Source organism: Peribacillus sp. NPDC096540 (genome assembly GCF_050278525.1).
Taxonomy (GTDB): Bacteria; Bacillota; Bacilli; order Bacillales; family DSM-1321; genus Peribacillus.
Window position 1 is genome coordinate 163,815 of the sequence record NZ_JBNNTG010000001.1, and the last position, 24,802, is coordinate 188,616.

Annotated in this window: 21 protein-coding genes; 15 read left to right on the forward strand and 6 right to left on the reverse strand. The window is 40.0% G+C overall.

Features of this window, described 5'->3' with window-relative positions; genetic code table 11:
- The first annotated feature begins 60 nt into the window (after window positions 1-60).
- The 3 genes from ACQKMR_RS00710 to ACQKMR_RS00720 all read left to right on the forward strand — a co-directional run bounded on the left by ACQKMR_RS00710 (window position 61) and on the right by ACQKMR_RS00720 (window position 4,448).
- Window positions 61-1,473: a murein hydrolase activator EnvC family protein gene (locus tag ACQKMR_RS00710; RefSeq protein WP_427695547.1), complete on the forward strand. Its 1,413-nt coding sequence runs from the start codon at window positions 61-63 to the stop codon at window positions 1,471-1,473.
- Between the two features lie 140 nt (window positions 1,474-1,613).
- The gene (locus ACQKMR_RS00715; RefSeq protein ID WP_427695548.1) at window positions 1,614-3,038 is read left to right on the forward strand and encodes a S41 family peptidase; all 1,425 of its coding nucleotides are present in this window, start codon (window positions 1,614-1,616) and stop codon (window positions 3,036-3,038) included.
- A 186-nt stretch (window positions 3,039-3,224) separates the two neighbouring features.
- On the forward strand, window positions 3,225-4,448 hold the full coding sequence (locus ACQKMR_RS00720) for a PDZ domain-containing protein (RefSeq protein ID WP_427695549.1): 1,224 nt from the start codon (window positions 3,225-3,227) through the stop codon (window positions 4,446-4,448).
- Window positions 4,449-4,679: 231 nt separating this feature from the next.
- Here the strand turns inward: ACQKMR_RS00720 and ACQKMR_RS00725 are convergent, their stop codons facing one another.
- Complete coding sequence (locus tag ACQKMR_RS00725) at window positions 4,680-5,669, reverse strand: ABC transporter substrate-binding protein (RefSeq protein WP_427695550.1); 990 nt, start codon at window positions 5,667-5,669, stop codon at window positions 4,680-4,682.
- Between the two features lie 189 nt (window positions 5,670-5,858).
- Between ACQKMR_RS00725 and ACQKMR_RS00730 the strand changes: the two genes are divergently transcribed.
- Both ACQKMR_RS00730 and ACQKMR_RS00735 read left to right on the forward strand, forming a co-directional pair.
- A complete protein-coding gene (locus tag ACQKMR_RS00730) occupies window positions 5,859-6,863 on the forward strand; it encodes a FecCD family ABC transporter permease (RefSeq protein WP_427695551.1) in 1,005 nt (334 codons plus the stop codon).
- The gene (locus ACQKMR_RS00735) at window positions 6,860-7,915 is read left to right on the forward strand and encodes a FecCD family ABC transporter permease (protein WP_427695552.1); all 1,056 of its coding nucleotides are present in this window, start codon (window positions 6,860-6,862) and stop codon (window positions 7,913-7,915) included. Before ACQKMR_RS00730 ends, ACQKMR_RS00735 begins: the two co-directional genes overlap by 4 nt.
- Before the next feature lie 107 nt (window positions 7,916-8,022).
- Here ACQKMR_RS00735 and ACQKMR_RS00740 read toward each other — a convergent pair whose 3' ends face one another.
- Window positions 8,023-8,556, reverse strand: coding sequence for a YceI family protein (locus ACQKMR_RS00740; RefSeq protein ID WP_427695553.1), 534 nt, complete (start codon window positions 8,554-8,556; stop codon window positions 8,023-8,025).
- Between the two features lie 715 nt (window positions 8,557-9,271).
- On the opposite strand from ACQKMR_RS00740, the gene ACQKMR_RS00745 reads away from it, so the two are divergent.
- From ACQKMR_RS00745 to ACQKMR_RS00765, 5 genes are all read left to right on the forward strand, one after another.
- Entirely contained in the window at window positions 9,272-10,807 is a 1,536-nt protein-coding gene (locus tag ACQKMR_RS00745) for a catalase (RefSeq protein ID WP_427695777.1), read from the forward strand.
- Between the two features lie 190 nt (window positions 10,808-10,997).
- The gene (locus ACQKMR_RS00750) at window positions 10,998-11,228 is read left to right on the forward strand and encodes a CsbA family protein (RefSeq protein WP_427695554.1); all 231 of its coding nucleotides are present in this window, start codon (window positions 10,998-11,000) and stop codon (window positions 11,226-11,228) included.
- Window positions 11,229-11,444: 216 nt separating this feature from the next.
- Entirely contained in the window at window positions 11,445-13,430 is a 1,986-nt protein-coding gene (gene uvrB, locus ACQKMR_RS00755; protein WP_427695555.1) for an excinuclease ABC subunit UvrB, read from the forward strand.
- Window positions 13,431-13,436: 6 nt separating this feature from the next.
- Complete coding sequence (gene uvrA / locus ACQKMR_RS00760; protein WP_427695556.1) at window positions 13,437-16,316, forward strand: excinuclease ABC subunit UvrA; 2,880 nt, start codon at window positions 13,437-13,439, stop codon at window positions 16,314-16,316.
- 224 nt (window positions 16,317-16,540) lie between these two features.
- Window positions 16,541-17,647 carry a DUF4097 family beta strand repeat-containing protein gene (locus tag ACQKMR_RS00765; protein ID WP_427695557.1) on the forward strand — a complete coding sequence of 369 codons (1,107 nt, stop codon included), beginning with the start codon at window positions 16,541-16,543 and terminating at the stop codon, window positions 17,645-17,647.
- A gap of 37 nt (window positions 17,648-17,684) precedes the next feature.
- Here the strand turns inward: ACQKMR_RS00765 and ACQKMR_RS00770 are convergent, their stop codons facing one another.
- A complete protein-coding gene (locus tag ACQKMR_RS00770) occupies window positions 17,685-18,359 on the reverse strand; it encodes an N-acetylmuramoyl-L-alanine amidase (protein WP_427695558.1) in 675 nt (224 codons plus the stop codon).
- 184 nt (window positions 18,360-18,543) lie between these two features.
- On the opposite strand from ACQKMR_RS00770, the gene hprK reads away from it, so the two are divergent.
- From hprK to ACQKMR_RS00795, 5 genes are read left to right on the forward strand one after another with little or no spacing between them, the layout of a single operon-like run.
- A complete protein-coding gene (gene hprK, locus ACQKMR_RS00775; protein WP_427695559.1) occupies window positions 18,544-19,479 on the forward strand; it encodes an HPr(Ser) kinase/phosphatase in 936 nt (311 codons plus the stop codon).
- A gap of 30 nt (window positions 19,480-19,509) precedes the next feature.
- A complete protein-coding gene (lgt, locus tag ACQKMR_RS00780; RefSeq protein WP_427695560.1) occupies window positions 19,510-20,322 on the forward strand; it encodes a prolipoprotein diacylglyceryl transferase in 813 nt (270 codons plus the stop codon).
- Window positions 20,323-20,349: 27 nt separating this feature from the next.
- Complete coding sequence (locus tag ACQKMR_RS00785) at window positions 20,350-21,294, forward strand: nucleoside recognition domain-containing protein (RefSeq protein ID WP_427695561.1); 945 nt, start codon at window positions 20,350-20,352, stop codon at window positions 21,292-21,294.
- Window positions 21,284-21,952, forward strand: a complete 669-nt coding sequence (gene ppaX / locus ACQKMR_RS00790) for a pyrophosphatase PpaX (protein WP_427695562.1) — start codon at window positions 21,284-21,286, stop codon at window positions 21,950-21,952. Before ACQKMR_RS00785 ends, ppaX begins: the two co-directional genes overlap by 11 nt.
- Entirely contained in the window at window positions 21,949-22,467 is a 519-nt protein-coding gene (locus ACQKMR_RS00795) for an acyltransferase (RefSeq protein ID WP_427695563.1), read from the forward strand. The genes ppaX and ACQKMR_RS00795 overlap by 4 nt, the downstream gene beginning before the upstream one ends.
- 38 nt (window positions 22,468-22,505) lie before the next feature.
- On the opposite strand, the gene ACQKMR_RS00800 is transcribed toward ACQKMR_RS00795, so the two are convergent.
- The 3 genes from ACQKMR_RS00800 to ACQKMR_RS00810 all read right to left on the reverse strand — a co-directional run bounded on the left by ACQKMR_RS00800 (window position 22,506) and on the right by ACQKMR_RS00810 (window position 24,437).
- Complete coding sequence (locus ACQKMR_RS00800) at window positions 22,506-22,649, reverse strand: hypothetical protein (protein ID WP_427695564.1); 144 nt, start codon at window positions 22,647-22,649, stop codon at window positions 22,506-22,508.
- A gap of 65 nt (window positions 22,650-22,714) precedes the next feature.
- The gene (locus ACQKMR_RS00805; RefSeq protein ID WP_427695565.1) at window positions 22,715-23,350 is read right to left on the reverse strand and encodes a class D sortase; all 636 of its coding nucleotides are present in this window, start codon (window positions 23,348-23,350) and stop codon (window positions 22,715-22,717) included.
- Between the two features lies 1 nt (window position 23,351).
- On the reverse strand, window positions 23,352-24,437 hold the full coding sequence (locus ACQKMR_RS00810; RefSeq protein WP_427695566.1) for a processed acidic surface protein: 1,086 nt from the start codon (window positions 24,435-24,437) through the stop codon (window positions 23,352-23,354).
- Window positions 24,438-24,802 lie beyond the last annotated feature (365 nt).

A 24,802-nucleotide genomic window follows, 5' to 3' on the forward strand; every position in this document is an offset into this window, starting at 1 on the left:
ACAAATAGAGAGACGTTACAAGGCGTTAGATGTGACGGGATTGAAAGGGGAAATGAAACGTTGAAAAAAAATATTATTGCAATGAATGCTTCAATATTGATTGGGCTGGGGAGCATTTTAGCTGCTCCTTCGGCTTATGCTGAATCAATTTCAGATTTGCAACAAAAGAAAGAATCTATTCAGGAGAAACGCTCGGATGTTGAATCGAATATTTCCGATACTGTGAAAAAAATCGATAACCTGCAGGATAAACAATTGACGGCAGAGGAACAAATTGCAGCCATTGAAGCGAAAATTGCAGAATCGACAAAAAAAATCGATGCTAAAAATGCTGAAATTACACAAACGAAAAAAGAAATTGAAAAATTAAAAGAAGAGATTAAAGTATTAAAAGAACGGATTGCTAAACGTAATGAAGTTTTGAAGGAAAGGGCGCTTTCTTTCCAAGAGACTGGTGGGGACGTGAACTACCTAGAAGTGTTATTCGGATCATCAAGTTTCGGTGATTTAATTGACCGTGTCGGAGCTGTAGCGACAATTGCTGAAGCCGATCGGGATATTTTAAAGCAACATGAGTTGGATAAAAAGGATCTAGAAGAAAAGCAGACAGCTGTTGAAAAGAAGCTTGCTAGTCTAGAAGTAGCCAAAGCCGAACTTTTAGAAATCCAAAAGCAACAAAAACAGCAGAAGCAAGAAAAGGCTGCTTTAGTTAAGAAATTAAAGCAACAAACCAAAAAACATGAAGATGAGAAAATGGGCTTAGAGGAAGAAAAAGCGAACCTTGCTGCTCAAGAAACGGCTATCAAATCGGCCATCAACTTAGAACGAAACCGTCTTGCTGAATTGGAAGCAGCTCGTAAAAAAGCAGCAGCCGAAGCCAAAAAGCGTGCAGAGCAAGCAGCGGCACAAGCAGTGGCACAAGCAGCATCTCAAGCAGCATCTCAAGCAGCTGAATCAAAAAAACAATCTTCTTCTTCCAGCTCTAGTGCAAATAGCAGCAGTTCATCACCATCTTCATCATCAGCACCATCGGCACCATCTACGGCTAATGTAAGTCAAGTGCCAGCTGTTTCATCGGGTACTTTTACTAGACCAAGTGCAGGATATGTATCTTCAACAATGGGTGAACGTTGGAATAAACAGCATGCAGGTATTGATATTGCTGCTAGTGGAACAGTTCCTGTTGTAGCAGCAGCAGATGGAGTTGTAAGCCGTTCTTACTTCTCTAGTACATACGGTAATGTTATCTTTGTTACTCATTCAATCGGTGGTCAGCAATGGACAACGGTATATGCACATTTAAGCTCTAGACAAGCAAGTACTGGTTCTGTTGTTGCCAAAGGTCAACAAATTGGTATCATGGGGAACACAGGACATTCATTCGGTCAGCATTTACACTTTGAGCTACATAAAGGTGCATGGAATTATAGCAAGTCAAATGCAGTAAATCCATTAAACTACATACCTAATTAATACCCAATATATCAATAGAAAAACAGACTAGGATAAAATTCTAGTCTGTTTTTTGTTGTGTTCACTTTTTTTCTACAAGCATATTTCCTCCTAGCTGCTCATATAGTGAAATACATATCAGGGCAGAAATGGGGATAAATATGGTCAAAAAATGGGTACTTCCTCTAGCGATCATTATGTCATTAATTATCGGGGCAGGGGGCGGCATATATTGGACAAGCTTCCCAGTTAAGAATGAGACAAAACAGGAAAACCAAATGGTAATAAAAGATAAGGAATGGGCAAAAGTGGAACAAGCTTATGGTTTGATCGTAAATCAGTATGTGGACAAGGTGGACGGTTCTCACCTGGTCGAAGGTGCCATTCAAGGGATGCTGTCAGCATTGAAAGATCCATACTCCGTATATATGGACAAGGGAACCGCAAAGCAATTTAATGAAACGTTAGACTCCTCGTTTGAAGGGATCGGTACGGAAATCGGGATGGAAGATGGTAAGGTCATTATTGTGTCTCCTTATAAAGACTCCCCTGCTGAAAAAGCGGGGTTAAAGCCAAAGGACCAAATTCTTAAGGTGAATGGTGAAAATGTCGAAGGTTTGGATTTGTATGAGACACGCTTAAAAATCCGTGGTGAAAAAGGGTCAGCCGTCAAAATGGAAATAAAGCGTGCGGGGGTTTCAAATCCAATTGAATTCAATATGGTTCGTGATGAAATTCCACTTGATACTGTTTTTTCATCGATTAAAGAAGTGGCGGGAGAGCAAATCGGCTATATTGAGTTAACCACTTTCTCGGAAAATACCGCATCTGATTTTAAAAAGCAGATGAAGGAGCTAGAAAAGAAAGGGATTAAAGGATTGGTCATAGACGTACGCGGCAATCCAGGTGGCCTCCTATCGAGTGTGGAAACGATACTTGGAGAGTTTATCACAAAAGATAAACCATATTTACAAATTGCCGAAAGAACGGGAGAAACGCAATCCTTTTTTACAAACCTAAATAAAGAAAAGGATTATCCGATCGCTGTCTTGACGGATAAGGGAAGTGCTTCAGCCTCAGAAATCTTAGCTGGTGCGATGCAGGAGGCGGGGGGCTACCCATTGATCGGTGAGAAGACCTTCGGCAAGGGCACGGTACAGCAGGCTGTACCAATGGGAGATGGCAGCAAGATTAAGCTTACGCTCTACAAGTGGCTGACGCCATCTGGGAACTGGATTCATAAAAAGGGGATTAAGCCGACAATTGAAGTAAAGCAGCCGGTTTACTTTGATGCCCATCAGCTGTCCGTTGAAAAGGTATTGCAGCGTGATATGAATGATGAACAAATTCAATATGCCCAAACAATTTTAAAAGGGCTTGGTTTTGAAACGGGACGTGAAGATGGCTATTATGACTGGAGTACAGAGATAGCAGTTAAAGCATTCCAAAAGCAGTATGGTTTGAAAGTGACAGGTAAACTGGACACTAAAACCGCTGCACACCTAGAAACCGCAATTCTGGGGGAAATTCAGGATGAAGACAATGATATTCAGTTGCGCACGGCATTGAATTATGTGGTGAAGTAAAGGAGAAGGCATCGCACATTTGTAGCGATGCCTTTTTGAATTGGTTCAATTTGAGGGCTGGATATTTTAAATACGATGAACAGAGAAAACTTAAGGAAACGCTATTTTTTCTTCATCTTAATAGGCAGGGAGCTGACATATTTGATAGAATAGTAGGTAACTGATTAGGAGAAATTATACATACAGTTGATTACTTGTAAGGATGGTGGGAAGAAATTGACAACAGATTGGCTGAGTGCATGCTTACTAGGATTAGGAAAACTCTTTCTTCATCCATTGCTTTATGTTTCAATTGCATATTGTTTATTCATAGGTTATCTTCGCGTTAAACGAGAACGCCATGACTTTAATACGAAGATTTACAGAAAATCCATGGAGCTGCGTGCTTTGTTTCCGCAAGGACTGATCTGGGGATTAATTCTTTCTTTCCTCACCTTGGCTTCTGGAATTGTCATTCCGCTGGCGGCGTTAATCATTGTGGCAGTGGTTACGATTATAGCTGTGCTGACCGTGAACAGGAGATTTGTTTCACCCGTTTATACAATGGGAGTCACCTTCTTTATCCTTTTCTTTTTATACGATAGAGATATTCAACTGCCGATATTTCAGGATGCGTTTAATCAGTTGAATCAATCTGTCTATCCAACACTCGTTTTGTTGATTGGGTTTTTATTGATTGCTGAAGGCTTTCTGATTGTTAGTAATGGAAGTAAAAGGATATCCCCTCAGTTGGAGGTTTCCAAGCGGGGACAGCCAATAGGTGTGTATGTTTCTCAACGAATATGGCTAATTCCGATGTTCGTTATGATTCCAGGAGGTGAACTTCCAGCGCCTTTCGAATGGTATCCGGTTTTTTCAATCGGTGAAGTGTATCTGTCACCGATTGTTGTGCCCTTTTTAATTGGGTTTAAGCAAAAAGTTCATGGAACGCTTCCGGAACAGGCTATTAGGGCCCAAGGTAAAAAGGTAGGAGCATTAGGGTTCGTGATTACAGCATTTGCGGTTATTAGTAACTGGTACCCGCTATTGGCCATCATAACAGCTGTTTTAGCTCTTCTAGGACGAGAGTTTCTGCATTATTCACAAAAGGTTTCGGACGCAAGGCTCCCTTTTTATTTTTCGAAAAGCAAGCTTGGTGTCCAGATTTTAGGCGTTATCCCTCAGTCCCCGGCGGATAAAATGGGGTTAGTTAAAGGCGAGATCATCTCGAAAATAAATGGTATCGTCGTCAGGGAAGAAGAAGAGTTATACAGGGCGCTGCAGGTAAATCGGGCTCACTGTAAGCTTGAGGTCATCGGTAATAATGAACAAATTCGTTTTGTGCAAAGAGCTTTATTTGACGGCGAGCATTATGAATTAGGCATTCTGTTTGTTGACGATCAATTGAAAGAGAGTGGGCAAGCAGGGTAATTGCGATAATCACGTGGAATAGTGTCTAATTCCACGTTAATAATTTTGCGTGACGTATTATTTTTGTTGTTGATCGATATAGAGGAAAATAGTTGCCGATTTTGAATGGATCTTTGACCACATCACTACCTTTTACTTCAATGAAAGAGACAAAACTTCAATTGAAATGAATTTGAAAAAATGAAACGGCCTTTCTTGATTATCGAGAAAGGCCGTTTCTTAGTTTGAGTTTTACTTTTCAAGCATTATTTTTTCTAGATCATCTAGCATCTTGTTAGCTGCAATAACACCGCCAGCTGTATTCCAAGTTGCGTCGCTGACCTCATAGGTATTTCCTTTTTTCACTGCATCTAGGTTTTTCCAAAGAGGATCATTTGTCCATTCTTTTGCTGTACTTAGGGCTTGTTTGTCACCTTCAGGTGCGTATGTGAAGTAGAAAAGAATATCTCCATCCATTTTAGGTATGACTTCTTTTCCTACCTCAATTGCAAGGTTACCAAGTTTATTATCTGCAGTAAACAGTTCTTTCTGCTGCTCTGCACGTTTAAATCCTAATTGATCGAAAATTACTCCAGAGAATGAATCTGTGTAGTAAATACGAGTTGTTCCAGCCATGAAACGAACAATAGATACTTCTTGATTTACCTTATCACCAAGTTTAGCTTTTAAGTCTTCAGTATGGGCATCAAATTGAGCAATTACATCGTTACCTTTTTCTTCAAGATTTAAAGCTTTTGCATATAATTTAAAGTTTTCTTTCCAATCTCCTCTAAGTGTTTCTGAAAAAACAGTAGGAGCAATCGCACTTAATTTATCATATACAGCTTCCTGGCGTATTTTACTGCCGATAATTAAATCAGGTTTTAGTGCTGCAATTTTCTCTAAATTTACTTCATGCTCAACACCAACAACTTCAACGCCATCCATATCTTCTTTAATATGATCGTACCAAGGGTCTCCAAGCCAAGATTGAACAGCACCAACTGGTTTAACTCCTAAAGCAAGTAATGCTTCTGTACCTTCATTTGTAAGAACGACCACTCTTTTAGGTTGTTTTTCTAATTTTGTGGTTCCCATTGCATGTTCAATTGTATAGCTTTTCTCTTCTTTTTTGTCATCAACCTTATTTCCTTCAGCTTGATCATTTGAACTTCCGCAAGCTGCTAGAAGGAAGACTGCAAATAAAGTAATAATAGTAAAAAGTGATCTAATCTTAAACATCTTATGTATCCCTCCTAATTTAAAGCGAATGATAATCATTCGCACTTACCAGCATCATCATAAAATGAATATACTTTTCTGTCAATATATAATTGAAAATGATTCTCAAAATCATTGACATAGTCCCTTTACCGCCAGTACAATTAATTATCATAAGTATTACAAAAGTGATTGGGAAGGTAATTGGATATGTTATTAAAAAATACATGGCAGAAATGGATGGGGTTATTTATTACCATTGTTTTGCTGCTTTTTTTACTGTGCTCAAGCATTGTATACGGTTATACGAATACAACTTGGCAAATGGCCATTGACGCATTTACACATTTCAATGGATCAAATGAACATATTGTTATTCAATCTGTAAGATTTCCCCGCGCTCTTATCGCATCTGCAGTTGGTGCAAGCCTAGCTATCTCAGGTGTATTAATGCAAACGCTAACTAAGAACCCACTTGCTTCTCCTGATATATTTGGGGTCAATGCTGGGGCTGGCTTGGCGGTTGTTACTGGTGTCACCATATTTGGAATAAGCAATCTCCAGGTATTCACTTGGCTGTCTTTTATTGGAGCTGCTATAGCAGCGGTAAGTATATATATGATCGGTAGCATGGGCCGTGGTGGGTTAACACCGATGAAGCTGACATTGGCTGGTGCAGCAATGACAGCCATGGTATCTTCGTTAACACAAGGTCTTCTTGTCTCAAATGAAGCACTTTTAGAGCAAGTTTTATTTTGGCTTGCAGGGTCAGTTTCCGGTAGGAGTTTGGAAAATTTAACTGCAGTGTTTCCGTATCTTGCAGTTGGATGGGCCCTAGCCTTAATTACATCTGGAAAAATGAATGTGTTATCTATGGGTGAAGATGTTGCAAAAGGCCTTGGCTTAAATATAGTTTTTCTTAAAATTGTGCTGGGACTGGTAGTTATCCTACTCGCGGGAGGATCAGTAGCGGTTGCTGGTCCAATTGGCTTTATTGGAATTGTTGTTCCCCACCTTACCCGTTTTATAGTAGGTATTGACCATCGCTGGTTGATTCCTTTTGCTGGACTTTTAGGGGCGGTGCTTTTGCTTGCAGCTGATATCATATCAAGGTATATTTTGATGCCACAGGAAGTTCCGGTCGGAGTTATGACAGCAATTATTGGGACCCCATTCTTTATTTATATTGCCAGAAAGGGGTTCAGCGGTCGATGAAGTCATATAAGAACTTTCGTTTGTTTAATGAAAGAATATCATTCCTAATGGATAAAAAAGCTATTATTGTTGTTTTTGTATTATTTTTGGTTACTGCGTTAGTGTTTGTGATCAGTACAGGGATAGGTGAAATGAATATTCACCCTTTGAGTGTCTTACAGGTCTTCCTTGGAGGAGGAACTGAGGGTGATCGCCTTGTGATTCAGTCTTTCCGCCTGCCAAGAATTATTGTTGCACTTTTGGTAGGGATGGGTCTTGCAGTAGCAGGGGGGATTCTTCAGGGGATGATTCGAAATCCACTTGCCTCACCTGATATTTTAGGAATAACTGGAGGAGCAACTGTAGCTGTTGTTGGTTTCATGGCTATTTTTAGCGACAAAAATCATTCTTTAACAGTGAGTATTAATTGGATGCCTCTAGCTGCGTTTATTGGTGCCACAGTTGTTGCATTACTTGTTTATTTCTTAGCATGGAAAAATGGAGTTCCCCCAATAAGGCTTGTATTGATTGGGATAGGAGTCATGGCTTTAATGAAAGCCCTCACTACTTTGATGATGATTCTTGGTCCAATCTATCAAGCAAGCCAGGCAAACCTTTGGATTACAGGATCAGTGTCTAACTCTAGCTGGCAAAATATCGCCGTGCTTGCACCATGGACCATCCTATTTCTTTTACTAGCTTTTCTTTATGCAAGAAATATTAATTTACAGGAGCTTGGTGATGACTTGGCAACTGGGCTTGGAGGGCAAGTTCAAAAACAGCGATTTACATTATTGATGATCAGTACGGCTTTGATTGGTGGTTCTACTGCTTTTGCAGGAGGTATTGGCTTTGTTGGATTAATGGCTCCTCATATGGCTAGAAGATTGGTAGGTTCAAGTTTTGGAGTGTTATTACCGACTTCAGCCTTGCTCGGCGGTATACTAGTTATGATCGCAGATTTGATTGGACGAACCTTATTTTCACCACTAGAGATACCTGCAGGTGTCTTTACAGCAAGTATTGGGGCTCCATACTTTATTTACTTACTTTATAAAACGAGGAACTCATAAATGCTAAAATATGAGGGAGCAGGAAATAGGGCAGGATATTTATAATACCTGATCTCGTTATCAAAAATAAAAGAAGCAGCTATCCTAACGGATAGCTGCTTCTTTTATTAGGCTTCTTTAGCTGCTTCGATTTCAATGGTAAGTGTGATTTGGTCGCCTATAAGAACGCCGCCTGTTTCTAATGCTGCATTATAGGTTAAACCATAATCGCTGCGTTTGACTTTCCCTTTTCCGCTAAATCCTGCTTTTTCATTTCCCCATGGATCTTTTCCTTGACCTTCAAACGTAATAGCGAATGTTTCTTCATTTGTTATTCCATTAAGGGTTACATCACCCGTCACATCGTACTCATCATCACCTGTTTTCACAATTTTCGTTGACTTAAACGTTAAAGTCGGGTTTTTTTCTACATCAAAAAAGTCAGCTGAAAGCAAATGATTATCTCGGTCTGCATTACGTGTGTCGATACTTGCCACATCTACAGTAAAATCTATTTCAGCTGTTGTTAAGTCAGATGGATTTGCAGAAATGTTTGCCTCGAATTTATTAAAACTCCCTTTTACTTTTGCGATCATCATATGTTTTACAGAAAATTCAATAGCACTGTGGGTTGGATCAATTGTCCATTTTGTATTTGTCATTGTTTTTTCCTCCTAATATATGAATCTTGAATATATATATCTTTAATTTGAGATATTTGAACGTAATGTAATTATAAAAGGTTAGCTAACTAGTGTCAACTGGAATTTTTCCTGAATTTTGAAAAACGCACAAAAAACCTGTGCCAATTTTATGAGGCGCAGGCCTTTTAATACTTTATTTTTTATAAAATAAAACTAACTGTCTTTATTAATTGGGCTCTTTCTTTTCTTCATGAATAGCGACTTTACTTGGCCAGAAGGCACGGCACCCAAGTAGTGCGGTAATCGCTGGAACAAGGAATGGACGAACGATGAACGTGTCCATTAACCATGCCTGATGGCAGCATAGCCTTTTTTAGTTGTCTACTTGAAAGGGGTAAGTCCAGAATAGATTTCCATTCAAAGCTTTTTATTGATTATAAAAATTTTAACTCAAAGTATACAATCTGAAACACCCAAACTTGAAAGACCACGGTACAAAAACGGGAAATTTCCAGGTTATTTAGGAAAACAAGCTGTTATATTTATCTCCGATCCAACACTACTTTTTTCCTTAATCTTGAAGAACTTGGTCTTACATTATCTGAATAATGTTGAAGAAAGAAGAGTAAGATTTGGGGATTAGGGGAAGGTAAAGTGTATTGTGGATTTTATTAGTAAAGGAGGAAATATTTTGTTTGGAAAATCAAAAAAAACAAATGATAAGTCTGAAAAAATGTTAACAAACCGACAAGGGCACCCCATCACTAATAACCAGAGTATCCGAACGGTCGGCAACAGAGGCCCAAGTACACTAGAGAACTACGACTTCCTGGAGAAGATTAGTCACTTTGATAGAGAACGGATTCCAGAGCGGGTCGTGCATGCCCGCGGTGCAGGCGCCCATGGCTATTTTGTTCCGACTGGCAAAGCAGGGGACGAGCCGATTTCAAAATATACGAGAGCTAAGGTATTTCAGGAAGAGGGTAAAAAAACACCAGTATTCGTCAGGTTTTCATCTGTAATTCATGGAGGGACTTCACCAGAAACCCTACGTGACCCCCGTGGATTTGCTGTTAAATTTTATACAGAAGATGGAAACTGGGATCTTGTCGGAAATAACCTGAAAATTTTCTTTATCCGTGATGCCATGAAATTTCCGGATTTGATTCACGCTTTTAAGCCCGACCCGGTCACGAATATACAGGACGGGAGAAGAATTTTTGATTTTTGCTCAAGCTCTCCAGAAACATTTCATATGATTACGTTTTTGTTCTCCCCTTGGGGCATTCCTGCTAACTACCGCATGATGCAGGGATCTGGTGTTAATACCTATAAATGGGTGAATGAAGAGGGCAAAGCAGTCCTTGTTAAGTATCACTGGGAACCTAAACAAGGGATCAAGAACTTGACACAGAAAGAGGCTAATGAAATTCAGTCTACGAACTTCAATCATGCCACACAGGATTTATATGAAGCAATCGAACGTGAGGAATATCCGGAATGGGATCTCAACGTACAGATTATGAGTGATGATGATCACCCTGAATTGGATTTCGACCCGCTAGATGATACAAAGATTTGGCCAAAAGATGAATTCCCATGGCTGCATGTTGGTACGATGGTATTGAATAAAAATCCGGAGGACTATTTCACTGAAGTGGAGCAGGCTGCATTCGGTACGGGCGTCCTAGTAGATGGACTAGACTTCTCGGATGACAAGATGTTACAAGGGCGTACGTTCTCGTATTCTGATACACAACGTCACCGTGTAGGAGCAAATTATCTTCAATTACCGATTAATGCACCGAAAAAACCAACAGCAACCAATCAAACTGGTGGACAAATGCAATATGAAGTTGGCAGAGGAGATCAAAGTCCTCATATCAACTACGAACCATCAACTGTAGGCGGTTTAAAAGAAGCCAAGCAAACCGGCAAAGAGTATACACCTTTTATAGAAGGAAAACTTGTTCGAGAAACAATTGATCGCCAAAGCAATACGAAACAGGCTGGTGAAACATTCCGTGAATTTGAAGATTGGGAAAGAGATGAATTAATCTCCAATCTTGTGTCAGCATTAGCTCCTGCAGATCCACGCATTCAGGAAAAAATGGTTGCTCTTGCAGAGGAGGCTGATGAAGAATACGGTCGCAGACTGAAAGAAGGTTTAGATTCAGTTTCAAAACATACAGAGTCTTCAAAACCTATGGGAGGGACGGATAAACCAGAGGAAGGAGCTAGAAAAGGACATGACTCAGATCCGTATTAACAGGTGGAAAAGAGGCAAACTTCCTTCTTAGAAGGGGTTTGTCTCTTTTCTTATTAGAAAAACATTTGTAAACGTGGTGGAGCAACCTTTCGAACAATTATTAAATATAGTAGGAAATAGATTGGCAAAAAACTTCAGAATCATTTAAACTGAAACTATTCTATTTTTCTCTTATAAAGGAGATGAAAAAATGATTAAATTCCTTTCTGCCCTTTTCTTTCCTTGTCTACTTGTTATGCTTTTTTCAAGGGTCACCTATAATTATATCGTGGGTCTTGTTTTAACAGTTGCGTTGATTACAGCTTCTGCATATAAAGGTTATACGCATACAAATTTATTAATCATCGTTGACGCACTGTCACTGACAGTGGGATTTTGGTTGTCAAAAAGAATGATGAAACGAACATCAAAGAGCGCCTGACATAAAGGTGCTTTTTTTGTACTTCTTCTTGTTATCACTCTTGGCATCTAAAGAATATAAAAACTAAAAATAGAATGGACGTTCGCTTTTTGCTGGTTTGTTTTGAGGCTATTGTGGTAGAATGTGTATATATACTTACTTAAACCGGAATAAATAGAAGGGATATAGTATATCCCTTATTTTATATAAAAATATTTCAGTAGGAGGCTATGCTTGGTGAAGGATAAGTTTGAGTTAGTCTCAAAATACTCTCCTCAAGGAGATCAACCTGCGGCAATAGAAAAGCTTGTCGATGGTGTAAAAGAAGGAAAGAAAATGCAGACATTGTTGGGAGCAACGGGTACAGGGAAAACATTTACCGTTTCTAATGTAATTCAACAAATCAATAAACCGACGCTTGTCATTGCCCACAATAAAACGCTGGCAGGGCAGCTTTATAGTGAGTTCAAAGAGTTTTTTCCTAATAATGCTGTTGAATACTTTGTTAGCTATTACGATTACTACCAGCCAGAAGCCTATGTGCCTTCCACTGATACATTCATTGAAAAAGATGCAAGTATCAATGATGAGATTGATAAACTACGTCACTCGGCGACATCCTCTTTGTTCGAACGAAAAGATGTGATCATCATTGCCAGTGTTTCTTGTATTTATGGATTGGGTTCTCCAGAAGAGTATCGGGAGATGGTGGTATCTCTCCGCACAGGCATGGAGATAGATAGAAATGCATTGTTGCACAGACTTGTGGACATTCAATATGAGCGGAATGATATTGCATTTCAACGGGGGACTTTCCGGGTTCGTGGTGACGTGGTCGAAATTTTCCCGGCCTCCCGCGATGAACATTGTGTACGGGTCGAGTTTTTCGGGGATGAGATTGATCGTATTCGTGAAGTCGATGCCCTAACCGGTGAGATTACTGGTGAACGGGAACATATCGCCATTTTTCCAGCTTCCCATTTCGTAACTCGTGAAGAGAAAATGAAGATCGCCGTTCAAAATATCGAAGAAGAGCTGGAAGTACGATTGAAGGAATTGCGGGAGGATGAAAAACTGCTTGAAGCTCAGCGCTTGGAGCAGCGGACCCGTTATGATTTAGAAATGATGCGGGAAATGGGTTTTTGTTCGGGTATCGAGAACTATTCACGCCATTTAACCCTCCGTCCCTCAGGTGCAACACCATACACCTTGATGGATTACTTTCCAGAAGACTTTCTATTAGTTGTGGATGAATCACACGTAACCCTTTCACAAATCAGGGGCATGTTCAATGGAGATCAGGCTCGTAAGCAAGTGCTCGTTGATCATGGCTTCCGCCTGCCTTCTGCAAAAGATAACCGTCCACTCCGATTTGAGGAATTTGAAGAAAAGGTTCATCAATCTATATTCGTCTCGGCAACTCCGGGACCATTTGAACTCGAACACACACCGGAAATGGTTCAGCAGATAATCCGTCCTACTGGCTTGCTAGATCCTACGATTGAAGTACGACCAATTGAAGGCCAGATAGATGACCTAATAGGTGAAATACAGGAGCGGGTTAAAAAGAATGAACGGGTACTAATTACGACCTTAACGAAAAAGATGTCTGAAGACTTAACTGATTATTTAAAGGAAATTGGAATCAAAGTTCAATACCTGCATTCAGAGGTAAAAACATTAGATAGGATAGAAATCATCCGAGAATTACGAATGGGCAAATACGATGTGCTAGTTGGAATCAATCTTTTGCGTGAAGGTTTGGATATTCCGGAAGTGTCGTTGGTTACGATTCTCGATGCTGATAAAGAAGGCTTCCTTCGCTCAGAGCGTTCACTCATTCAAACGATGGGCCGGGCTGCTCGTAATGCCAGCGGCCACGTTATTATGTATGCCGACCGTATTACGAATTCGATGGAACTTGCTATTAATGAAACGAAGCGGCGCCGTGAAATTCAGGAAAGATACAATAAGGAGCATGAAATTACACCGCAAACCATTCAAAAGGACATTCGTGACTCCATCCGGGCTACTCATGTAGCCGAAGAAGGAGAAGAGTATAAAGAAGACCTTGCTCCAAGCCTCGCGAAGCTGCCTAAAAAAGAGCGCGAAAAAGTGATGGTAAGTATGGAAAAAGAAATGAAGGAAGCAGCAAAGGCACTGGACTTCGAACGGGCTGCCGAGCTGCGTGACTTATTACTAGAGTTAAAAGCGGAAGGGTGACGAAACATGGCAATGGAGAAAATTGTGATAAAAGGCGCAAGGGCCAACAATTTAAAGAATATTGATGTCACGATACCTAGAGATAAACTCGTCGTGATAACAGGGTTATCCGGTTCTGGAAAGTCTTCCTTGGCTTTTGATACGATTTATGCAGAAGGTCAAAGACGTTATGTAGAATCACTGTCCGCTTATGCCCGTCAGTTTTTAGGCCAAGTGGATAAACCGGATGTCGATGCGATTGAAGGGTTGTCACCGGCGATTTCTATAGATCAGAAAACGACGAGCCGGAATCCTCGTTCAACTGTGGGGACTGTCACGGAGATTTATGATTATTTAAGATTGCTATATGCTCGAGTCGGCAGGCCAACCTGTCCGATTCATCATATAGAAATTACCTCTCAAACGATTGAGCAAATGGTAGATCGCATCCTTGATTACCCTGAGAGAACCAAGCTTCAAGTATTGGCACCGATTGTTTCAGGTAGAAAAGGAACGCATGTAAAAGTTTTAGAAGAAGTAAAAAAACAAGGGTATGTCCGCGTTCGGGTGGATGGAAAGATGCACGATCTTAGTGAAGAAATCACTCTTGAAAAGAATAAAAAGCATTCTATAGAAGTCATTATAGACCGAATTGTTATTAAAGAGGGAGTCATGTCACGGCTTGCGGATTCACTAGAAAGTGCTTTGAAGCTTGGTGAAGGAAAAGTCATAATTGACGTTATGGGTGAAGAAGAACTTCTGTTCAGCGAACACCATGCCTGCCCATACTGCGGCTTTTCCATCGAAGAGCTAGAGCCGAGAATGTTTTCCTTCAATAGCCCGTTCGGGGCCTGTCCAGATTGTGATGGCTTGGGAGCGAGACTTGAAGTGGACCGTGATTTGGTCGTCCCGAATAAGGAATTAAGCCTGCGTCAACATGCGATTGCCCCATGGGAGCCAACGAGTTCTCAATATTATCCTCAGCTTCTTGAAGCAGTTGCCACCCATTATGACATAGATATGGATGTGCCAGTTAAAGATATACCGGATGATAAATTGGAGAAAATTTTATACGGTTCAGGTAAAGATAAAATTTATTTCCGTTATAAAAATGATTTTGGAAGAGTGCAAGAAGGACATATTCTATTTGAAGGGGTCATCAGAAACATCGAGCGGCGTTTTAAGGAGACGAACTCTGACTATATTCGTGAACAAATGCAGAAGTATATGTCAGAGCACCACTGTCCAACATGTAAGGGACATCGGCTGAAAAAAGAGAGTCTTTCTGTGCTTATTCAAGGGGTCCATATAAGTGAGACTACCGCTTTATCGGTAGAAGAAGCATTAGTATTTTTTGACGAGCTTGATTTGACCGAAAAGGAAGCTGCAATTGCGAGATTGATTTTACGTGAAATCCGGGAGCGGCTCGGTTTCCTAGCCAATGTCGGTTTGGAATATTTAACGTTAAGCCGGGCAGCAGGAACATTATCAGGCGGTGAAGCACAGCGTATTCGATTGGCAACACAGATTGGTTCCCGTTTGACTGGTGTTTTGTACATTTTGGATGAACCGTCTATAGGATTGCATCAGCGAGATAATGATCGATTAATTGAAACATTAAAGAATATGCGAGAAATTGGAAACACGCTGATTGTTGTTGAGCATGATGAAGATACGATGCTTGCTGCGGATTATTTGATTGATGTCGGACCAGGTGCAGGTGCTCATGGTGGAGAAATCGTGGCAGCTGGAACCCCGGAAGAGGTCATGAATAACCCTAAATCATTAACCGGCCAATATTTATCAGGGAAGAAATTTATCCCGCTGCCATTGGAACGCCGGAAAAATGACGGTCGTGTTATTGAAATTAAAGGGGCCAAACAAAATAACCTAAAAAACGTTAATGTTAAATTCCCGCTTGGAGTTTTTACAGCTGTCACAGGAGTTTCAGGTTCGGGGAAAAGTACATTAGTGAATGAGATTCTTCATAAGTCATTAGCTCAAAAGCTAAACCGCGCCAAAGCTAGACCAGGGGAGTTTCGTGAAATTAAGGGAATCGAGCATTTAGATAAGGTCATTGATATTGACCAATCACCTATTGGTAGAACGCCACGCTCTAATCCAGCGACCTATACAGGTGTATTTGATGATATTCGTGACGTTTTTGCTTCAACGAATGAAGCGAAAATCCGTGGCTATAAAAAAGGACGATTCAGTTTCAATGTGAAGGGCGGTCGTTGTGAAGCCTGCCGTGGTGACGGAATTATCAAAATTGAAATGCATTTTCTTCCTGATGTCTACGTTCCGTGTGAAATCTGTCATGGTAAACGTTATAACCGAGAAACGCTTGAAGTGAAATATAAAGGTAAAAACATTTCTGATATTCTCGATATGACTGTTGAGGAAGGGGTTAATTTCTTTGAAAACATCCCGAAAATCAAGCGGAAGTTACAAACGATTTATGATGTTGGTCTGAGCTATATCAAGCTTGGACAGCCGGCAACCACTTTATCGGGCGGTGAAGCACAAAGGGTGAAACTCGCTTCTGAATTGCATCGCCGTTCAACTGGCCGCTCTTTTTATATTTTGGATGAACCGACTACCGGACTTCATGTCCATGATATAGCGAGGTTGCTCGAAGTCTTGCAACGGCTGGTAGACAATGGGGATACTGTTTTAGTAATAGAACATAATCTTGATGTCATCAAAGCGGCGGACCATATTATTGACCTAGGTCCAGAAGGCGGGGATAAGGGCGGAATGATTGTCACTTACGGTACGCCTGAAGAAATATGTGAAGTTTCCGAATCATACACAGGGAAATACTTAAAGCCTGTTCTGACCCGTGACCAAATTAGAATGGAAAATTTGATTGAAGAAAAAGAACAAGCGCACGAACATGCTTAAAAAAACAAGCCAGTTGGCTTGTTTTTTTGTGGAATTATGACAGCGGCATTTTAATTAATCATTTGATTAAAATCTATGAATGCTAGATATTTCCGGGGAAATTCCGCTTTGCTCTTTTCGGAAATTGTCGCAGCACCTTGTCGAGAAATGGGAATTAGTGTATTTATGAAACTTTTTAGATTTCTAGGCGTATGTATGAATAAAGTGATATAAGAAGGCGAGGAATGTTCATGCAGGAAGAAAGAAAGAAAATTTTAGAGATGATTCAAGATGGAAAGTTGACAGCGGTAGAAGCAATGAGCCTTTTGGAAGACTTAGAAAAAGCTAGTCAGGAAAGTGAAGCGAAAGAGCAGAAACTACAAAATGAATTATCAACCGTAGTCGTGGAAAAGAAAAGCGAGGATAATCCTCAAGACACGTTTAAGAAAAATATTCAGTCATCAAAGGAAAAGATTATTGATTTTGTTGAAAGTGCTTTTAAGAAGATTAAAGAAACCGATCTTGATTTCAATTTTGGAAAATCAGTTGATGTCAGTCATATTTTCCAGCATGATTATGAGGTTCTGAATGGAGTTGATATAGATATAGCGAATGGGAAAATAAAAATTGCTACTTGGGATCATAAGGATGTACGGGTTGAATGTCAGGCAAAGGTTTACAGGGTAGAGGATATCGAAGAAGCGAGAAAAAACTTTTTAGAGGATGTTCACTTCTCGATTGAAGAAGGGAAAATGATGTTTAAGGTTCGCGAAAAATCCATTAAAGTCGATGCAGTTTTGTACATTCCACGGAAGGAATATGAGGACATTCAGGTAAGGTTGTTTAACGGTGCTATAACCGCCGAATCATTGCAATCCAATATACTCAAAGCAAAAACAGCTAATGGTGCGATTCATATTTTAAAGGGTAATGGTGAGTCGTGCGAGCTCGAAACAGGTAATGGAACGATCACCATTTCAGATACAAATTATAATGACTTGGAAGCTGAAACCTTAAACGGTGCTATTAATGCGGATGGTTATTTCAAAAAAATAGATGTGCAAACTTTTAATGGTGAAATCGTCTGCAAAAACTCCGAGCTAGATTGCGACTCTATACATGCTAAATCGATTACCGGAAAAGTCCAGATGGTCCTGCCGCCTGGAAAGGCAATCGAGGGAGAATTGAAATCTAATTTAGGAAGTTTTAACGTAAGCTTGGAAGGTATGACCATCATCGAGGAAAAGAGTGATGTGGTTCAAAAGGTACTTAAGTTTAAGACTGCTAAAGAGGAAGTTCCTGTGCTTCATGTATTTGCAGAAACCAAGACTGCAGCGATAACAGTTTCCTAGAAAATGAAAGCCCACCAGTCAAATGGCGGGCTTTCATTTATTTTTGTACGGTAATGATTGCTTTGTATCCGTCTTTGGCTAACCTTTTGATAAGAGCCTCTGCATTTTTCTTTTCTGTAAAGGCACCTATTTGAACTTTATACAAAATGGGGTTTACATCAGCTTGGAGGTTATAGTAGGCGAAGATGCTTTTAGCAATAGATTCTCCGCATTTTTGCCGATACGCTGTAGTTTTTAAAAGAGATGCTTCTTTTTGATTGGTCATAAACCCGCATTCGACTAAAATGGCCGGACATTTTGTTTCGCGTAAAACTTGGAAATTGGATGTTTTTACCCCTCTATTTTTTAACTGAGTGGCTTTAACAAGTTCGCTTTGGGTCTTTTCAGCTAGGGAAAGTGACTCTTTCGGTCTCGAGACATAAATGAACGTTTCAATTCCATTTGCCTCATGCCAACTTCCAGAACCAAAGGCATTTGCATGAATGGAGATATATAAGTCAGCTCCGAGCGAAATGGCTCTGTTTATACGTTCCTTAAGTGGAACATCTCGACCGTCTTCATGAACAAAATGAACGGTGACTGCTTTTGATTTTTCTAAATAAAACTTCGTAAATTCAGCCGTTTCCCGATTGAATTCGTATTCCTTCATACCCTCAGGAGATTGTTTACCGGGGGTATTATAGCCATGCCCTGCATCAATAATGATTTTCATGGAATTCTTTCCTTTCCAAAAATACTTTATCCATTATTATAATCAATCGAGTGGAATAAAAAGTAGCATGTTCATCAGAAAAAAAGAATAAATCGATAATGCTTTGTTTGGTTATTAACAGAAAAATGCTAAAATAGACAAAGTATCTCTAAAAATAGTATTGCTCCAAAAGGAGGAAAGATATATGGCAAAAGTCCGTACAAAGGATATAGTTGAAGCATTCGGTCTAGAACTTATCAGCGGAGAAGAAGGAATTAATCGCCCAATTGTGACTAGTGATTTATCTCGTCCAGGTCTCGAAATAGCTGGTTTTTTTGATTATTATCCAGCGGATCGAGTACAGCTCTTAGGTATGACGGAGATGTCATTTTTTAATCGACTGAATGAGCCGGATCGAATACAGAGGATGGAAGAACTATGTAGGGACTATACACCAGGCATTATCATTACGCGTGGTCAGGAAGTGCCAATAGAGTTGATTGAAGCATCAGAGCGGGAGTCCGTTCCTGTGATGAGATCTAATATGAAGACTACAAGGTTATACAGCCGTCTGACCAACTTCCTTGAAAGCAGACTAGCACCGACTACAGCTGTTCATGGTGTATTAGTAGATATCTATGGCTTAGGTGTATTGATTACTGGAAAAAGCGGAGTCGGTAAAAGTGAGACAGCGCTTGAATTAGTGAAACGGGGCCATCGCCTTGTTGCAGATGACTGCGTAGAAATCCGTCAGGAAGATCAGGATACGTTAGTCGGGAATGCTCCTGATTTGATTGAACATCTTCTTGAAATACGAGGGCTAGGAATCATTAATGTAATGACGCTATTTGGGGCCGGTGCTGTCCGGAGCAATAAAAAAATCTCGATAGTCATTAGTCTTGAACTATGGGAAAAAAATAAGCAATATGACCGGGTTGGACTTGATGAAGAAAAAATGAAAATTATTGATACGGAAGTTACGAAAATAACCGTACCTGTCCGCCCTGGACGAAATTTAGCTGTAATTATTGAAGTGGCAGCCATGAACTATCGTCTAAAACGGATGGGAGTAAATGCTGCAGAACAATTTTCAGATCGTTTGAATCATGCGATTGCAGAACCGGATCATGATGAATTTTAATGAATAGGAATATAGAAAAGAGGGGACGAAATGGAACAAGCTATACAGCCGCTGAATCCGATTGCAATTGATCTCGGGCCAATTCAGATACATTGGTATGGTCTAATTATCGGTTTCGGCGTATTACTAGGTCTAATTATTGCTTTAAGGGAATGTGAGCGCAGAGGTCTTGATAAAGAAATATTTACAGATTTGATATTGTTTGCTGTTCCAATTGCGATTATTTGTGCACGTATTTATTTTGTCATCTTCCAGTGGGAGTACTATTCACAAAACCCGGGGGAAATCATCAAAACATGGCATGGCGGCATAGCCATACACGGTGCATTGATTGGATCAGTGTTGACTGCCATAATTTTTGCCAAGGTCAAGAAAATCTCATTTTGGAAGCTGGCGGATATTGCTGCACCAAGCTTATTGTTGGGACAGGCAATTGGCCGTTGGGGTAATTTTATGAATCAGGAAGCGCATGGAGGAGAAGTAACAAGATCGTTCTTGGAAAATATGCATCTGCCTGAATTCATTATTAACCAAATGTACATAAATGGAACTTACTATCATCCAACTTTTTTGTACGAATCGGTTTGGAATATTATCGGTGTAATTATTCTTCTAAGTTTACGCAAAGTGAACCTGCGTAGGGGCGAGCTATTTTTAACATATGTATTATGGTATTCCATTGGTCGTTATTACATTGAAGGGCTAAGGACAGATAGCTTGATGTTAACGGAGTCACTTCGTATCGCACAAGTGATTTCCATTGTGTTGGTCGTCGTTGCTATTGCATTAATGATCTTTAGAAGGGTCCGTGGATATGCCGAGAAAAGATATTTAGATGCATAGAGAATATGTGTAAAGGGAGAGGGCATAGTGATAGTAGATTCGGTTAAAAAGGGGTTCCTTTCTGGCTTGAATACAACTTGGTCATTGGGAAAAGTGATTTTTCCAGTTACTTTGATTGTTACCGTGCTTCAATATACACCTGTATTGCCATGGATCATAAACTTGATAGCACCATTGATGAATCTCATCGGCCTTCCGGGTGACGCGGCAATCCCTCTCGTACTAGGGAATTTCTTGAACTTATATGCAGCGATTGCAGGTATATTAACGCTAGACCTGACTGTAAAAGAAGTATTTATTATCGCAATGATGCTCTCTTTTTCACACAATTTATTAATTGAATCAGGTGTGGCGATGAAAACCGGTGTCAAGCTGTGGATCATTTTAACTGTGCGGATTGGACTGGCGCTTTTGTCTGCTGTTGTCATCAATCTTGTTTGGCAGGGCGGATCGGAAATGGCACAAGGAATTGCTATTCGGGAGACACCCGAGATTACAGGAGCTAGTGCCATCCTTTTACATGGGGTTATGCAAGCTCTTTCAGGAATTGCCCAGCTGGCAGTTATCGTAATCCCGCTTATGGTCGCCGTTCAAATCATGAAAGATTTAAAATGGCTGGAAGTCTTCTCAAAAGCTCTTGCTCCTTTTATGAAAGTTTTAGGGATGAAGCCAAATGCCTCTATGCCATTTGTAACAGGGTTGACACTGGGTCTTGCATATGGGGCAGGTGTAATGATTCAAGCAGCGAAAGAGGATAATGTCTCGAAGAAGGATATGACGATTGCATTTATCTTTTTAGTTGCTTGTCATGCTGTTATTGAGGATACACTTATTTTTATTCCACTGGGGATTCCGGTTTTGCCGTTATTACTTATCAGATTAATCACCGCTATTGTACTTACGATGGTGGTCGCTTATATTTGGAATCGGACTGACAGTGTGCAGAGGAAGGAAGCCGTATATGAACAGTAACATAAATACATTATTATTTGACCTTGATGGAACGTTAATCAATACTAACGAATTGATTATCAACTCTTTTACAGAAACTTTAGAGCATTATTGTCCGGGACAGTTCAAGCGAGAGGATATTATTCCATTTATCGGCCCGACATTGGTTGATACGTTTTCGTCTATCGATCCGGAACGTGTAGATGAAATGATCGCTTTCTATCGGGAGCATAATTGGAAGAATCATGATTTACTTGTGACACAGTATGACGGTGTGTTTGAAACAATTCAAACTTTGAAGCAGAGTGGCTATAAATTGGCAGTCGTTACGACGAAGAAACGTGATGTCGTCGAAAAAGGTCTGCGTTTAAGCAAACTTGATCAATTCTTTGAAGTCGTGGTCACTTTGGATGATGTGGAAAAAGCCAAGCCGGATCCAGAGCCGCTGGTAAAAGCGTTAAACCAACTTGGTTCGGTTCCTGATGAGGCGATCATGGTTGGAGACAGTTATCATGATATTCTTGGCGGGAAAAATACGGGTACAAAAACAGCGGGTGTCGCGTGGTCGATTAGAGGCCGTGAATTTTTAGAAAGCTATCATCCTGACTATATGCTTGAGCAAATGGCTGACTTACTGAATATCATAGAGATCGAAAAGCTTACAGAGGTTAGAAAATGAGACGCACGACCCGCTATCCGGTAGAAGGGGCTAATTCACTTTGGCATGTGTATAAGACCGTACCATTTTGGAAAGTCGTGAAGAACTTTGTGGTGATTCAGTTAGCGCGTTATACACCGTTTTTAGGCATGAAGAATTGGCTTTACAGGACTTTTTTACATATGAAAGTTGGAAAGCATACTTCGTTCGCCTTGATGGTCATGCCGGATGTGATGTTTCCGGAAAAAATATCAGTTGGGATAAATACAGTCATCGGCTACAATACAACGATTCTTGCTCATGAATATTTAATTAATGAATATCGGTTAGGAGAAGTCGTGATTGGAGACGAAGTGCTGATAGGAGCCAATTCGACTATCCTCCCAGGACTTACAATTGGGAATGGATCAATCGTTTCTGCCGGGACTCTTGTCCATAAAGATGTTCCTGAAGGAGCTTTTGTGGGAGGAAATCCAATGAAAATTATTTATACGAAAGAGGAAATGCTGAAGCGGGAACAGCAAACTTCCTTATAAAAAAGAAGGACTTGCTCATTTAATGTGTCAAGTCCTTTTTACTGTAATTTGGGGTATAGCGGAGCCAATTCACTCTTTATCTGATGGATAACTTGGTCAATCGATACCATCTCTTCGTTTGTCGCTACTTCATACGTATTTTTTAATACTTGAAAAAACTTTTCCTGAGTTTCTTTATCCATTTTGTGCTTGTCCTCCTAGTCTCTTTATATGGAGAGAGGGCTGCAAAAGGATGCAGCCCTCATTTTTAATTGTCTAGTTCAGATTTCAGTAAATCGGCCACCAAAACATACCTTTCGGGTGCACTACCAATATATGAAAATGGATAGCAGGTTGTTACAGTAAGCGTAGCTTTAGGCTTGGGAACGATCACGGTGCGGTCATCAGCATCGACGATACGGACTTTCCTCACTTTATAGGTAAACGTACCAGCTTCTGTTTTGGTGATTAGCAGGTCGCCCTTTCCAACCTCACCAAGCTTCCTGAAGATGGTATCCCGATGTCCGGATAAAACGGAATTATCCTTTTCACCCGGTAGAACCGACTCAGCGTAATGACCGACACCCTTTTCAAGTTCATCCTCGTTCGTTCCATGGTAGATCGGAAGTGTTGCCTCAAGCTTTGGAATATAAAGCTCACCCATTAAATCACCTGTTTCCGGTCGTGTATCATATAGTTCATCTTCGTCCGGAGTATTATCCGCTTTTGTTTCTGGGTGTTTGGTTGTTGCCTCAGTTGTTTCAAACTTATTCCATTTATATATGGCATATCCTTTTAACAGTGTATAAGCGTTCGTCGTTGTAAAATAAAAACCCATGATTAAAAAGCAAGTCGCAGTGACAAGTAACCATTTCTTTTTCTTGGAATGCCTATTGTCGCTCATTTTACTTAACGAGTCTCGCTTTTCTAAATAATCCAAATCCAAAGGCTATCATGACTAAACCGATTAATGAACCGAATAGGTAATTACCTGCTGTGTTAGGCAACACTCCGCCTTTTATAGTTTTATGTGTGGGTTTCTTCTCTCCGCCTTTTATTGTTTTATGTGCGGGTTTCTTCTTTGTTTTTTTTACATCAACCACTTTAGATATGACCTCTGTAGACTGTTTAAGGTCATTACCAGTTTCTTTCACTAAATTGGAACCAATCATTTCACCTGTCAATTTAAAATCTAGTAAAAAGTTGCCGCTTAAATCATAGATTGAAACTAGTAAACTAGCATTCGTTAATTCCTTAAGCTTGAATAATGCTTCAAGGGATAGGTTTGTGGTGACACCGTCCTGAATTAAAGCAAATTTGAATTGAATTTGTAGCAAGTTTTGCAAATCATCATAAATCGAAAGCAATTCCGCTACTTGTTTCGCAGACAATTCATCAATTGTTTCAAAATATTCGAATTGGTTCATCCTATCGGAAATCGCCATTAGACGATCTTCAAAAGCTGGATCCTCGACGATGGGTAAAAGGTGATTCATGAATCTGTCGAGCTCTTCGTCTGTAAGACCGATCTCAGTAAAGAGTCCATCCATTAAATCGAGCATCTCTTCATCATCATACTCCATGTCTTCCTCATCATAATCCATTTCTAAAATAATAAGATCTTCAATGTCATAAATGAAGTGGAAGGTATCAATAATGGACTCTCCCTCTTCAAGTTCGCCGTAATCAATTAATAAGTCTGTAAGTTCTTCTTCGGTCATTTCATATTCATTAAGAAGATTCTGTAAAGTCTTAGGAGTGACAGTCGGTCCCAATGTATCACGTAGCTCTGCTACCGATTCGAACTCATCTAATGTCAAATCGTAGTAAGCTAAATAATCTTCCAGTTCAACTTGTGTCATTCTTATTTCAGTCAGATATGCATTCAGCTCATCCTGGTTAATCATAGTTGCGGCAAAGCTCTTTGTTCCGCTAAAACCAAGCGAAAAAAGAACGACACATGCAACAAAAAACGAAAAAATTCTCTTCAATCTCATTTCCCCCTAAAATAAAATAATACCAATCTCCTAAAAAGTATAAGACAGCCTAAACAAAAGGTATACATCAATAACAAAGATTGGCTAAAGATAGGTATATGGATCTGGGAAATAGGTTCTGGCCCTTTACTTTTTATTCCAAAACCTTGCTGCTGTAAGTATCAGTAACCGTTATTTGTTTATGGAAATAGGGTCATGCACCTTTTTCTTGACGGGAGATGGGGGCAGGGGTAAACTATTAACAACTTCATCTTGTTACCATATTAGCGAACTAAAGTAATTTAATAGATAATTGCGAGTATTTATATGATTATGTTATTTTTTTTGATACTATTTTATATGTTAGCCCAGGTGGTTTT

Excerpts from the sequence above, each read along its gene's own strand:
- ACQKMR_RS00715 (WP_427695548.1), top strand. The coding sequence starts at position 1,614 with ATGGTCAAAAAATGGGTACTTCCTCTAGCGATCATTATGTCATTAATT.
- ACQKMR_RS00725 (WP_427695550.1), bottom strand. The coding sequence starts at position 5,669 with ATGTTTAAGATTAGATCACTTTTTACTATTATTACTTTATTTGCAGTC.
- ACQKMR_RS00730 (WP_427695551.1), top strand. The coding sequence starts at position 5,859 with ATGTTATTAAAAAATACATGGCAGAAATGGATGGGGTTATTTATTACC.
- ACQKMR_RS00735 (WP_427695552.1), top strand. The coding sequence starts at position 6,860 with ATGAAGTCATATAAGAACTTTCGTTTGTTTAATGAAAGAATATCATTC.
- ACQKMR_RS00740 (WP_427695553.1), bottom strand. The coding sequence starts at position 8,556 with ATGACAAATACAAAATGGACAATTGATCCAACCCACAGTGCTATTGAA.
- ACQKMR_RS00745 (WP_427695777.1), top strand. The coding sequence starts at position 9,272 with ATGTTAACAAACCGACAAGGGCACCCCATCACTAATAACCAGAGTATC.
- ACQKMR_RS00750 (WP_427695554.1), top strand. The coding sequence starts at position 10,998 with ATGATTAAATTCCTTTCTGCCCTTTTCTTTCCTTGTCTACTTGTTATG.
- uvrA (WP_427695556.1), top strand. The coding sequence starts at position 13,437 with ATGGCAATGGAGAAAATTGTGATAAAAGGCGCAAGGGCCAACAATTTA.
- ACQKMR_RS00765 (WP_427695557.1), top strand. The coding sequence starts at position 16,541 with ATGTTCATGCAGGAAGAAAGAAAGAAAATTTTAGAGATGATTCAAGAT.
- ACQKMR_RS00770 (WP_427695558.1), bottom strand. The coding sequence starts at position 18,359 with ATGAAAATCATTATTGATGCAGGGCATGGCTATAATACCCCCGGTAAA.
- hprK (WP_427695559.1), top strand. The coding sequence starts at position 18,544 with ATGGCAAAAGTCCGTACAAAGGATATAGTTGAAGCATTCGGTCTAGAA.
- lgt (WP_427695560.1), top strand. The coding sequence starts at position 19,510 with ATGGAACAAGCTATACAGCCGCTGAATCCGATTGCAATTGATCTCGGG.
- ppaX (WP_427695562.1), top strand. The coding sequence starts at position 21,284 with ATGAACAGTAACATAAATACATTATTATTTGACCTTGATGGAACGTTA.
- ACQKMR_RS00795 (WP_427695563.1), top strand. The coding sequence starts at position 21,949 with ATGAGACGCACGACCCGCTATCCGGTAGAAGGGGCTAATTCACTTTGG.
- ACQKMR_RS00800 (WP_427695564.1), bottom strand. The coding sequence starts at position 22,649 with ATGGATAAAGAAACTCAGGAAAAGTTTTTTCAAGTATTAAAAAATACG.
- ACQKMR_RS00805 (WP_427695565.1), bottom strand. The coding sequence starts at position 23,350 with ATGAGCGACAATAGGCATTCCAAGAAAAAGAAATGGTTACTTGTCACT.